This is a genomic window from Mesorhizobium escarrei (genome assembly GCF_935825525.1).
GTDB lineage: Bacteria > Pseudomonadota > Alphaproteobacteria > Rhizobiales > Rhizobiaceae > Mesorhizobium > Mesorhizobium escarrei.
The window spans coordinates 28,134-40,420 of record NZ_CAKXZT010000133.1 but is presented as its reverse complement, the minus strand read 5'-3'; the positions used below and the strand labels follow the sequence as shown (position 1 = coordinate 40,420).

The following is a 12,287-nucleotide window of genomic DNA, read 5'->3' as shown; positions in this document are numbered from 1 at the left end:
ATCGCGGTCGGGCTGGAATCGGTCAGACTATCCGGCTCAGTGCTTCGAAGACGGCAACCGTATCGACATCGAGCGGCTCGTCGACCGGCTCCGGCTGCGACGACATCTTGGCGATAACCACCTCGGCCGTCGGATTGACGTAGAGCCACTGGCCGTGGATGCCGATACCGCAGAAAGCGCCGCTTGCCGCGCCGGTCTGGTACCATTTGTTGCGGTAGCGCCCTTTCGGGAAGAGGAACGCCATCGCGCCACGCTGCCAGGCCTCGGTGTCTCCGCCTGCGCTGACAGTGTCGCGCACCCAGGCTTCCGGCACGATGCGCCGGCCATAGGCCATGCCGCCCTGCCGCATCATCTCACCGACACGCGCCAGGTCGCGCGGCGTCACCGAGATGCCGCCGGCCGTGCGCGCTGTGCCTTCCATGTCGACCGTCACCGACGCTTCGCTCGTTGCACCAAGCGGCAGCCAAAATTTTTCGCGCGACAGCTCTGCGAAGCGCTGGCCGGACGCGCGCTCGAGCAGGATGCCGAGCAGGTCGGAATTGGGCGAGCGGTAGCGGAAGATCCGGCCATGCGGCTCGGCAAGGCGCTGCAGCGTCAGGATGAAGTCGGCCAGGCTTTCCGTGCCTTCGCCCGGATTCCACAGCGTCGCGCGGCGATAGCGGGCAAAGGCGCTTTCCGGATCGAGATAGGCTTCTTCGAAGTCGAGGCTGACGCTCATGTCGAGCACATGCCGCACGCTGGCATCGCCATAGGCCGAGCCGGCAGCTTCCGGCAGATAGCGGGTCACCGGCGCCTGCGGATCGAAAACTCCCTCGCCTTCCAAAATGCCGGCCAGAATCGCGGTCAGCGACTTGCTGATCGAGAAGATGATGTGGCGGGCGCCGAACTGCATATGCGGTGCAAACCAGTCGCCGACGATCTTGCCGGCTTTCATGATTGTCAGCGCGTCGCTATCGGAACGCGTGAGAAAGGCCGCAACGGTCTCCGGCCCGCCGGCCAGCGCGACCTTTTCGTCAAGCAGCCCACCGAAATCCTGAACCGGTATTTCGCCACTGCCCGGCACGGCTGCGACGCGTGCGCTCGGCACCAACTCGCCGACATTCTGGAACGACCACCGGCTGAACGGGCTTTCGCGCCAGTTGTCGAGCAGCACCTGGTTGCGGGCAAAGCCATGTCTGGTCTCGAACGCGGTCTTGCCGGTCATGGCGTTTTCCTCCGGTTTTTAGGAACTTAGAGACTGTTTCGAAATTCGCTCTGGCGAGTCATATGGTGGTGGTTTCGAGAACCGGCGCGCAGCGGACATTTGGGTCCGTGAGCACCGGAAGCGCAGAAAACGCCATCAGATGGCCGCCAGAGTAGAGTTTCCAAACGGTCTCTTAGGCCAGCGCGGCGGCGATCGCGTGCACGGCCTTCATCGTCGCCACCGAGTAGGCGATGTCGGTGAAATCCGGGTAACTCGAAAGCTTCACCACCACCATTCTCGTGTTCCAATCGATATGGATCAGCTGGCCGAACACGCCCCGGCACATCAGCGCGCGTGAGCGCGGATCCTCGATCCAGAACTGGTTGCGGTAGCTGCCTTCCGGCAGGCTGGGATTGAAGTCCTGTCCGTGCCTGCCGTTGCGCGTCGCTTCGATCCAGTCGGCCGGCACCACGCCGCCGCCATTGTCGAGGATCAGCTGGCCGAAGCGGCCATAGTCGCGCAGCGTGGCATTGAAACCCCCGTCGGCGATGGCGTAGCCGGCGCTGTCGACAGTGAAGCAGGCGCTTTCCTCCGCGCCAAGCTTTTGCCAGAGTTCCTCCGAAACCAGCTGCGCCAGCCGCTTGCCGGTTATTCGTTCCATGATGAAGGCGAGCACGTCGGTCTCGATCGAACGGTATTCGAACGCAGCGCCATGCGGCCGGCTTGTCTCCTTGAGCCGCAGGATCAATTCGAACATATGCGACGGCCATTCGAAGGCCGGATCGCTGTCCGGCGGCACCGGTTTCCAGCCGCTGGCGACATCGACCTGACCGATGTCGGAATAGCGGTCGGTGTATTCCTCGGAAAAGCGCACGCCGGTCGTCATGTCGAGCACATGCTGCACGCTGGCACCGGCCCAGCCGGTAGTTTCCAGCTCCGGCAAATAGGTCGTCACCGGCAGGGCCGGATCGATCAGCCCGCGCCCGGCCAGTATGCCGAACACCGAGCCCGTAACCGATTTCGCCATCGACTGCGACAAATGCAGCGTGCGCTCGGTCATGCCGTTGCAATAGCGCTCATAGGCGATCTTGCCGTCCTTGAGCACGAGAAATCCGTCCGTATAGGTTTCGTCCAGCAGCCCGGCCAGCGTCGTCGGTGCGCCCGTGCTGTCGCTCACCGGCAGCGCATCGAGATCGACTTCGGCTCGCTCGAACCGGCGACGATGGCCATTGCCGCGCCAGACTTCGACGGTCGGCAGAATTTCGCGGATGTGCTGGAACGCCCAGCGGTTCCATGGTCCCCTGTCCCAGTCGAGCTTCGGCGGCACCATTTTGGGCGGCGAGCCCTGCATGATCGGCGGCACCGGTTCGGTGTTGCGGTAGGAAGTCATGAGATGCATCCCGGCAAACATGAAAACGGACCCGGCGGCACCCGCCGCCGGGTCCGTCACAATGCGATTACTTCTGCAGTTCGGTCCATATCCTGGTGTAGAGTGCCTGCACGTCGGGCGCGCAGTTCAGCATGAACTTGCCCTTATCGGCGAACTCGGCGGGGATGTTGACCTCCGGCGCCGTTTTCATGTCCTCAGGCATGAAGGCTTCCGACCCCTTGATGCCGTTGGCGTAGCGCGCGAAAGTCGAGATCATCGCGGCGCTCTTTGGATCCATGACGAAGTTCTGGAACAGCTTGGCGTTCTCGACGTTCTTGGCGTCCTTCAACACCGCGAGATTGTCCATCCAGATCGGATAGCCCTCCTTCGGATAGCCATAGACGATGTCCTTGTTCTGCAGGCGGGAGCGGAACGATGCGCCGTTCCAGTCGACGCTGGCGGCGAAGTCGCCCTTGGCGAACTTCTCGACCGTGCCGTAATCCATGGAGATCCATTTCGGCTTTGCCGCCACCAGCGCATCGCGCACCTTCTTCAGCACCTCCTTGTCGCCGGTGCACGGCTCGCCGCCGATATATCTGATGGCGAGATGCATGACGTCGGCCATTTCGGGAACGACGTTGACCTTGCCGACCAGTTCCGCCGGCGGATCCATGAAGATCGCCGAGGTGTTGGGATCGCCCTTGTAGACCGAGGTGTTGACCGTGACGCCGGTCGTGCCCCACTGCCACGGCACGGTGTATTTGCGGCCCGGATCGAAGGGAACATCGACCCATTTCGGATCCATGTTCTTGAAGTTCTCCATCTTGTTCGGCTCTGTCTCCAGGAGCAGCCCTTCCTGGATCCAGATCGGCACGAAGCTCGCCGAAGGCACCACGACGTCGAAGCCGCTGCCGCCCTGCCTGATCTTGGCCAGCGCGGTGTCGTTGGAGTCGTAGTCGGTGACTGTCACCTTGACCTTGTATGTCTCCTCGAATTTCTTGACGAGCTCGGGGCTGGTGTAGTTGCCCCAATTGTAGATGTTGAGTTCGCCATCGGCGCGGGCGAGCCCCGCCGAGGCGAAAAGCGCGGCGCTGAGTGCCGTCGCAGTCAGTTTCCACTTCATCGTTTCTCCTGTCACTCGTGATCCTTTTTCCTGCTGATGAAAAAGAAGACGGTGACGATCAAGATCGAGATCAGCAGGAACACCGTCGAAATTGCGTTGATTTCCGGCGTGATAAAGCGCCGGAACTGGCCGAGCATGTAAGTCGGCAACGTGTCCTGGCCGCCCGACTTGACGAACTCGGTGATGACGACGTCGTCCAGCGAGATGACGAAGGCCAGCATCAGCCCGGCAAGGATGCCTGGCCAGAGCAGCGGAAAGGTGACGCGCCGGAAAGCCTTCCAGGGTGTCGCGTAGAGGTCGGCCGCCGCGGTTTCCAACGATAGGTCCATGCTCTCGAGCCGCGCCCGGATCGGCAGATAGGCAAAGGGAATGCAAAAGGCGGTATGCGCCGCCATCAAATAGCCCAGCCCCGAATAGCCGGTCCAGATTTTGATGCGCGAGAAGAAGATCAGCAGCGCCACCGCGGTGACGATCTCCGGCACCATCAGCGGCTGGTTGATGAAGGCGTATTTGAAGCCGAGGCCGGGATAGGGCTTGGTTCGTGTCGTGGCGAGTGCAGCCATGGTGGCGACGATGGTGGCAACAGTCGCGGCGACCAAAGCGATCTGTAGCGACCGGATGGCGGCATCGACGACCTGGTCGTTGTTCCAGGCCTGGTAGAACCAGCGCAGCGACACGCCTTCCCAGACCGCGATCGAATTGCCTGAATTGAAGGCATAGACGACAAGCGTGACGATCGGCAGGTACAGCGCGAAGAAGCAGATCATGGCGATGGTGGTGAAGCCGGTCTGCCGGCGGATGTCGAAGCGGCTAGCCATGCGCGCCACCCCGGCGCCCGACGGCGCGGACATATAGGAGCAGCGCGACCATCACGATCGCCATCAGAGACAGCGACAGCGCCGAGCCGAGCGGCCAGTTGCGGCCCTGCCCGAACTGCAGCTCGATCAGATTGCCGAGCATCATATTCTTCGACCCGCCGAGCACGCGCGGGGTGACATAGGCGCCCAGCGCCGGGATGAAGACGAGGATCGAGCCGGCGATGATGCCGGGCTTGACCAGCGGGATGATGACCCGCCTCAGCACCTGGAAGCGGTTGGCATAGAGGTCGTAACCCGCCTCGACCAGCCGGAAGTCGATCTTTTCCATGCTGGCATAGAGCGGCAGCACCATCAGCGGCAGATAGACATAGGTCATGCCGACCATCAGCGCGAAATCGGTGAACATCATCTGGATCGGCTGGCTGATGATGCCGAGCTTGATCAGCACCGTGTTGGCGATGCCCTCGTTGCGGATCACCTCCTGGATGGCGAAGGTGCGGATCAAGAGATTGGTCCAGAACGGAATGGTGATCAGGAACAGCCAGATGTCGCGCTGGCGCGCCGGCCGGGTGGCGATGAAATAGGCGGTCGGGAAGCCGAACAGCAGCGTCAAGATCGTTGTCATGAACGACAGCTTGGCCGAGCGCCAGAAGATCGACAGATGCGCGTCGGCGAAGGCCAGCGTGTCATCGAAGATGTCACGCTGCATCAGCACCGACAGCCAGCCGTCGGTCGAGAATTTCCACACCACGTCGCCATACGGCCCAGGCGTCAGGAATGAGTAGACAACGACGATCAGCAGTGGGCCAGTCGCGGCGAGAAAGATGATGATCAGTGCCGGCGCCGACAGCAGCCAGCGATCGCGGATCTCTCGGCGTTCGGCGTCCTTGGCGACCTGTTCCGCGCTCGCCATCAATCCCTCAGCACTTGCGCGGCGTCGTTGCCGATCGAAATGCCGACCTTGTCTCCCCGCTCGAAACCGCAGCCGGCGCTGCGCGTGTTCTGCTGGCGCACGGTGAAGGTCTCGCTGCTGTCCAGGCGAACATGAATGTGCGTGTCGGTGCCGAAATAGACGATGTTTTCGACCGTGCCCGACAGGTCGCCCTTGCCGCTGGTCAGCTTGGCATGTTCGGGCCTGACCACCACGGTGGCATTGTCCTTCGGCTGGAAGCCTTCAGCCACGGTCGCGTCGATCGTCGCGCCGGATTTGAGCGTTGCGCGTGCCTTGCCGTTGCCCATGCCTGATATGGCTGCCGTCAGGAAATTGGTTTCGCCGATGAAGTCGGCGACGAAGCGCTCGGCCGGCTTGTCATAGATATCCCATGGCGTGCCTACCTGCAGGATCTTGCCCGACGACATCACCGCGATGCGGTCCGACATGGTCAGCGCTTCTTCCTGGTCGTGGGTGACGAAGATGAAGGTGATGCCGGTCTCGTGCTGCAGCCGCTTCAGCTCGATCTGCATCTCCTTGCGCAGCTTGAGGTCGAGCGCCGACAGCGGCTCGTCGAGCAGCAGCACTTTCGGCTGCGGCGCCAAGGCACGCGCCAGCGCCACGCGCTGCTGCTGGCCGCCGGAAATCTGGCTGGTGCGGCGGTTGCTGAGCGCTTCCATCTTGACCAGCTTCAGCATCTCGGCGACCCGCGCCTTGACTTCGGCCTTGGGCTTGCCGAGCATTTCGAGGCCGAAGCCGATGTTCTCGGCCACCGTCATATGCGGGAAAAGCGCATAATTCTGGAACACGGTATTGACGGGCCGCTTGAACGGCGGCAGCGGCGCGATGTCCTGGCCATGCAGCAGGATCTCGCCGGCGCTGGGGAAATCGAAGCCGGCGATCAGCCGCAAAAGCGTCGTCTTCCCGCAGCCGGACGGACCAAGCAGCGTGAAGAACTCATTTTCGCGGATCGACACCGAAACCGTGTCGAGGGCGGCGACCTGTGACTCCCCGGTACCGAAGACCTTGCGGACGCCACGAACTTCAATTGCACTTCTACCCGGTTGTTCCGGCACGATTACCCCATTCTTGTGTCCGCTCTTCTGGGCGGATCAGTTCCCACTCGATTGACAGCACACGGCGGATGGCTTGGCAAGCCTACGTCTGAATGTCGATCCAGAACGCAATTCCCGTGCCACCGTCAGGCCTGGTAGGTGATCTTGCCGCCGCAGATCGTCGTCATCGGCCGCGCCGTATGCAGCGCTTCCGGCGCGGTCGCCTCGATGTCGGCTGAGAGCACCACGAGATCGGCCATAAAACCTGTCCTCAGGCGGCCCTTGCGATGCTCCATGAACTCGGCATAGGCGCCTTCCACCGTGTAGCCAGCAAGTGATTCATGCAACGAAAAGCTCTGGTCGGGATCGCTTTCTGCCCATGGTTTGCGCAGCACAGCCGCCTGAATGCCTAGGATCGGATCGATCGGCGACACCGGCCAGTCGGAGGCGAAGACGATGCGCGCACCGGCATTCTTCAGTGTCCGCCATGCATAGCTCAGCGGCCAGCGGGCAGGCCCGATGCGCGACACTGTCGGTTCCAGCGGCAAGCCCATGCTGCCCGGCGGATGCGGCGGCTGCATCGAGGCAATGACGCCAAGCTTTGCGAAGCGCGGTATGTCGGCGGCGGTGACCACCTCGATATGCTCGACCCGGTGCCGGCTGTCGCGCCTGCCGTTTTGTTTCTGTGCAGCCTCATAGCCGTCGAGCACGGCGCGCACGGCGCCGTCGCCGATCGAGTGCACCGCCATCTGCAGCCCGCGCCTGTCGACGGCCACGGCAAGGTCGATGAATTGCTGCGGCGTGAAAAGCGGCTCGCCCAGCCAATCCGGACGGTCCGCATAGGGCTCGACCATCACCGCCGTCCAAGAATCGAGCACCCCGTCGTAGAACACCTTGACCATACCCGACGACAGCCATTCGCCATTGTAGCGCTCAGCCATATCAGAGGCTTTGTCGAGCATGTCGAGCGTCATGAAGTTCTTGTAGTGGAACGGCACCTGCACCCGGCACAGCAAGCCGCCCTCGGCCTCGATCTCGGACAGGAGTTCGAGCTGGTGCAGATTGCCGTCCATATTCTGGATCGAGGTGATGCCGTGCTTGGCACACCATTCCAGACCGCGGCGCATGATCGCCCGATCGGAGGCCTGCTCCGACGGCGTCGGCTTCGGGTCCGGCTCGCCGCCGGTGGCCAGGCCGAGCCGCACATGCTCCTCGCCGGCCAGCGCGATCAGTGGCCCAAAAGCCTCGCCCTCGCGCAATTCGCCGCTGGCCAGCCCGTCGTCGCCCATGACGATCTCGTTGCCGGGACCAAGCCGCTTGCCTCTCAGCAGGCCGGCCAGTTCCAGCGCCTTGGTGTTCGCCCACATCGTGTGGTGGTCGGGCGCGGCCATGACGAAGGGCCGGTCCGGCAGGATCCGGTCGAGGTGATGGCGGCTGACCCGCTCCGTCGCCGACAGGATGGTGTAGTCGGCGCCTTGCGCCTGCAGGACGGATAGGTCCGGCCGCTTTGCGGCATAATTGCGCACAGCGTCGCAAAGCGCCTCGAAACCGTGGACGCCCATCAGCTGGAGATGATCGAGCTCGGCCGCGCCGGCGAAAAGATGCATATGCGCCTCGATGAAGCCGGGGACGACGGAGCCGCGCTCGGCGTCGATGACACGCGTGCCGGGTCCCTTGTGCTCCAGCACGGTCGCGCGATCTGCGATCGCAATGATTTCGCCGCCCTTGATGGCTATGGCTTCGGCGCGGGGAGTATCGGGATCCATCGTCAATATGCTGGCGTTCTCGACGATCAGATCGGCCGATGGCGGCATAATTTTCTCCCGTTTGAGCTTAGGCTAGCAGAGTCTTGGCGTCTGGCAAGCCGTCCCGCTGCCACTCGCAACAACTGTCTGGATGCCTCTTGGCGGCGCTAAAACTCTCTGCCACAAAGCAATCCGTCAATGACGGATACGCAACCCGAAGAGCGAGCCGGCCGCCAAAATGAAGACTGTTTTCTCCCCTCTCCACGCCGGTCATGCCGGCAATTTCGAGCTCATTTCCGGCGCCATCGTGCCGGCCTTCGAGAAGCCCTCGCGCGCCGAGTTCATCAAGGCGAGGGTGGAGAGCGAAAAGCTCGGCCCGATCCTGCCGCCCGCCACGCACGACCTCGCTGCCGCCAGGCAGGTGCATACCAGCGAGTTCATCGATTTCCTGCCGACGGTATGGCCGCTCTGGGAAGCGTCCGGACGGACCGGCTCGGCCCTCCCCTTCACCTGGCCGACGCGCGGCCTGCGCGGCGATGTGCGCCCCCAAAGCATCGATGCGCTGCTTGGCTTTTACTCCTTCGACGGCGGCGCCAGCTTCGTCAAAGGCACCTGGGAGGCGATCAAGTCGTCCTATGATGTGGCGCTGACCGCAGCCGCCCTGGTCAAGGGCGGCGAGATATCAGCCTTCGCGCTCTGCCGCCCGCCCGGCCATCATGCCGGTGCTGCCTTCATGGGCGGCTATTGCTACATCAACAACGCCGCGGTTGCCGCGCAATGGTTCCGCGACCAGGGCGCCAGGCGTGTCTCGATCCTCGATGTCGATTACCATCACGGCAACGGCACGCAGGAGATATTTTACAGCCGCGGCGACGTGCAGGTGCTGAACCTGCATGGCGACCCGATGACCGAATATCCGTTCTTCCTTGGCCATGCCGACGAGCGCGGCGCCGGCGCCGGCGAAGGCTTCAATGTCAACTACCCCATGCCGTTCGGCACCACATGGGATGCCTGGAATGCTTCGCTGGAGGACGCCTGCGCAAAACTTGCGGCTTACGCTCCCGAAGTCGTTGTCGTCTCGCTCGGCGTCGACACGTTCGAGAAGGACCCGATCAGCAGGTTCAAGCTGAAAACCGCCGACTATCCCAAGATTGGCCGTCGCATCGCCAAGCTCGGCCTGCCGACGCTGTTCGTCATGGAAGGCGGCTATGCCGTCGAGGAAGTCGGCATCAATGCCGTCGGCGTGCTGACCGGATTCGAGGATCGGTAATGCATGCGCCGCAATGCGCGTGGTCGGATTAGTGCTGTTGGCAGCCTATGACCGAGGAAGCACATCCTGCCATTCCGGATGACGGTCGATCTGCGCTTTTGCGAACGGACAAAGCGGAATGATATTGACCCCTTCGCGTCGTGCATCCTCGACCGCCTGGCGCACCATTTGCTCGCCGACCTTGCGGCCCCGCAAGGCTGCTGGAACTTCTGTATGGTCGATGATGATCAATCCTTCGCCGGCCCGGCTATAAGTCATCTCGGCTTCGACGCCATTGATGACCATCCGGTAGCGTCCCTTGGATGTGCCATCCTCCCGTTCAACGTTTTCGTCGGTCGATGAAGGGGCCTTCTTCGGCAGCTCGGCGTGTGGTGGCCGCACCTGACCCGGCCGCCCTTGCAGGCACTCCAGCAGATCGCGGTCCCATCCTCCGAGATCGGCGGCCGCCTCGTAGGTCGAGACGAGAAACGCCAATAGGGTCTCGTCGCCATCGGCCGCCGACTGCACGGCATCGTAGGGCAGGATGAACTCCGACAGGCCGTCATGCCAGGACGCCGCATCCGGCCGGACCGATGCGCCTCGAAAGCCGTTCGGCGTCGGATAGGCGTAGGCGTAGAAGGCGGGATAATCGATGCCGCCGCCGCCCGGCCAGAAGCCTGCCGAGGAGACCTCGCGGTCGTAGGCCTCCTGCGTCACGTGGTCCGGCAATGCCGGAATGCCGCCCGGATGGAGAGGAGCACGCCTCCCTGAGAAGCGCGTGACGGCCAGATCGAGAGCGCCCCAGAACAGGTGAACCGGGCTGGACTTGCCAAGAAAGGAGGTCCGGAACGTCTTGAAGACCCTGTCGACCGCCATCGACGCGTAATGGAAGCGTTGAACGGCGTCGCGGTCATAGGGCCGTTCGCGATGATCCTCGCTGAACGGCACCGGGTTCGGCACTTCGTTCGGCTGGCCGTTGAAGGTCGGCGTGCCGCCGAGTTCGGAAACCAGCCGGACGAAGCTGGCGTGGAACGCCGCGACCGTGGTCGGCCCGAGCGCAAAGGACGCCTTGCGGCCGTCGCCGCTCGCGCCCATCACCATGTGGTCTCGAAGGTCGAACAGGATATGGATGCCAGGGCCGTCGGGGATCGGCGAGGATGTCAGGCCGTTAGGCGTGACATAGAAGGTCGCGTTCCAGGAATGGTTGAGCCACGGAGTATGAGCCAGCCGATACTTGCCGGCGATCTGCAAATAAAGATGCAGCGCGGAGCACGTCTCGCGCCAACCGAGGTAGTCGAGGTGGGGCCACCTGTTGCTCATTTTCGCTGTCTCCATCCTGCATTCAATCGGCACGCGACATCGTTCATGTCGTCCTCGACCGCCCGAGCCGCGTCCGCGCGATCACCTTATCAGCGCCGGTCAGTCCGGAAGAGAAATATGCGCTCATCGATCGGGAGATCGAAGCGTCCCTTGTTCTCAGCGCGCCATTCGACCTTGAGTGCTACCCGCCCGACGACGGCCCGAACTAGCGAGCGGCCGTCTCCGCAGCTAGCCACGCAACGCGCCAAGCTGTGTCGCGGAAAGTGGAACGTGCAGCCAATGATGTCGCTGAGAGACTGTTTCGAAATTCGCTCTGGCGAGTCATATGGTGGTGGTTTCGAGAACCGGCGCGCAGCGGACATTAGAGCGTCGCGCGTCCAATTGGACGCGCAAAGGACGCTCTAACACTCTGCATTTGCGCATGATCCTTTCCGGAAACCGAAATCGGTTTCCGGGGTCATGCGCTGGTCCGTGAGCACCGGATGCGCAGAAAACGCCATCAGATGGCCGCCAGAGGAGAGTTTCCAAACGGTCTCTGAGGCCCGGTGGCCCGCAGGCGAGCGCCTCGTCTGCCAAGGCTTCGCGGATGTCAGCGCTTTACCGGTCGAGACCCCAGAGATGGGGATTTCGTTCGAAATGCTCGATCAGCATTTCGGTGAGTATGCGTATCTTCCGTGCCGGGTGCTGCCCCGGCGGGCGGACGACATACGCGGCCCCCGGCGGTACCGGATAGCGTGTCATGATCGGGACCAGCGCGCCGGAGGCGACGTATTCATGTGTGATGCAATCGGGGAGCCAGGCGATGCCGAGACCTGCCGCCGCGGCAGCGGCGAGCGCCGTGGCGCTGTCGGCCTTGAACCTGCCCTGCGGCTGGACCGTGACGATCTTGTCGCCATCCATGAACTGCCAGGCTTCCGTTCCCTGCATGAGGGCCTGATGGGTGACGAGTTCGTCCAGCGTTTCGGGTGATCCGTGCGCTTCGACATAATCCGGGCTGGCGACAAGCTTTCCATGGATCGGCCCGACGCGCTTGGCGATCAGGTTGGAGTCCTGAAGGTAGGCGCCCCGGATCGCGCAATCGAAACCCTCTGCGATGAGATCGACGAAGCGATCGCTGTAGGAGGTATGAATGTGAAGCTGCGGGTGCTGGCGCGCCATTTCCGCGAGCACCGGGGCGAAGTGGGTTGGGCCGAAAGTAAGCGGCATGGCAACCCTCAGGCGGCCGCGAAGGTCGCCGGTCGGGAGGATCGTTTCCTTGGCGGTGTCGATCTCGGCGCTGGCTCTGGCCGCATGGTCCCTGAACGTGATCCCCGCTTCCGTGAGCGCGGCGCCGCGGGTCGTTCGTGCAAGCAACTGAACGCCAAGCTCTGCTTCAACCCGAACGAGCCGTCGACTGACGATTGACTTGGAGACGCCAAGCCGGCGCGCGGCGGCCGATACGCCCCCGGCATCGGCCACTGCGACGAATGTCTGTAGATCTTCGATGTCCAATTT

Annotated in this window: 10 protein-coding genes; 1 reads left to right on the top strand and 9 read right to left on the bottom strand. The window is 62.9% G+C overall.

Annotated features, from left to right (window positions below; genetic code table 11):
* Positions 1 to 22: 22 nt before the first annotated feature.
* The 7 genes from NMG80_RS19485 to NMG80_RS19455 form a co-directional block, all read right to left on the bottom strand.
* On the bottom strand, positions 23 to 1,204 hold the full coding sequence (locus tag NMG80_RS19485) for a serine hydrolase domain-containing protein (protein WP_254019594.1): 1,182 nt from the start codon (positions 1,202 to 1,204) through the stop codon (positions 23 to 25).
* 172 nt (positions 1,205 to 1,376) lie between these two features.
* A complete protein-coding gene (locus NMG80_RS19480; protein WP_254019593.1) occupies positions 1,377 to 2,573 on the bottom strand; it encodes a serine hydrolase domain-containing protein in 1,197 nt (398 codons plus the stop codon).
* Positions 2,574 to 2,640: 67 nt separating this feature from the next.
* Positions 2,641 to 3,675 carry an ABC transporter substrate-binding protein gene (locus NMG80_RS19475; RefSeq protein ID WP_254019592.1) on the bottom strand — a complete coding sequence of 345 codons (1,035 nt, stop codon included), beginning with the start codon at positions 3,673 to 3,675 and terminating at the stop codon, positions 2,641 to 2,643.
* A gap of 11 nt (positions 3,676 to 3,686) precedes the next feature.
* Complete coding sequence (locus NMG80_RS19470; protein WP_254019591.1) at positions 3,687 to 4,493, bottom strand: ABC transporter permease; 807 nt, start codon at positions 4,491 to 4,493, stop codon at positions 3,687 to 3,689.
* Entirely contained in the window at positions 4,486 to 5,406 is a 921-nt protein-coding gene (locus tag NMG80_RS19465) for an ABC transporter permease (RefSeq protein ID WP_254019590.1), read from the bottom strand. The genes NMG80_RS19470 and NMG80_RS19465 overlap by 8 nt, the downstream gene beginning before the upstream one ends.
* Positions 5,406 to 6,500 carry an ABC transporter ATP-binding protein gene (locus tag NMG80_RS19460; protein WP_254019589.1) on the bottom strand — a complete coding sequence of 365 codons (1,095 nt, stop codon included), beginning with the start codon at positions 6,498 to 6,500 and terminating at the stop codon, positions 5,406 to 5,408. The genes NMG80_RS19465 and NMG80_RS19460 overlap by 1 nt, the downstream gene beginning before the upstream one ends.
* Before the next feature lie 125 nt (positions 6,501 to 6,625).
* On the bottom strand, positions 6,626 to 8,293 hold the full coding sequence (locus tag NMG80_RS19455; RefSeq protein WP_254019588.1) for an amidohydrolase: 1,668 nt from the start codon (positions 8,291 to 8,293) through the stop codon (positions 6,626 to 6,628).
* A 169-nt stretch (positions 8,294 to 8,462) separates the two neighbouring features.
* Here NMG80_RS19455 and NMG80_RS19450 point away from each other — a divergent pair, with 169 nt between their 5' ends.
* The gene (locus NMG80_RS19450) at positions 8,463 to 9,494 is read left to right on the top strand and encodes a histone deacetylase family protein (RefSeq protein WP_254019587.1); all 1,032 of its coding nucleotides are present in this window, start codon (positions 8,463 to 8,465) and stop codon (positions 9,492 to 9,494) included.
* 45 nt (positions 9,495 to 9,539) lie between these two features.
* Here the strand turns inward: NMG80_RS19450 and NMG80_RS19445 are convergent, their stop codons facing one another.
* Together NMG80_RS19445 and NMG80_RS19440 are read right to left on the bottom strand one after the other, a co-directional pair.
* Positions 9,540 to 10,793 carry a DUF5996 family protein gene (locus tag NMG80_RS19445; protein WP_254019586.1) on the bottom strand — a complete coding sequence of 418 codons (1,254 nt, stop codon included), beginning with the start codon at positions 10,791 to 10,793 and terminating at the stop codon, positions 9,540 to 9,542.
* Positions 10,794 to 11,390: 597 nt separating this feature from the next.
* The gene (locus NMG80_RS19440; protein ID WP_254019585.1) at positions 11,391 to 12,284 is read right to left on the bottom strand and encodes a LysR family transcriptional regulator; all 894 of its coding nucleotides are present in this window, start codon (positions 12,282 to 12,284) and stop codon (positions 11,391 to 11,393) included.
* Positions 12,285 to 12,287: the final 3 nt, after the last annotated feature.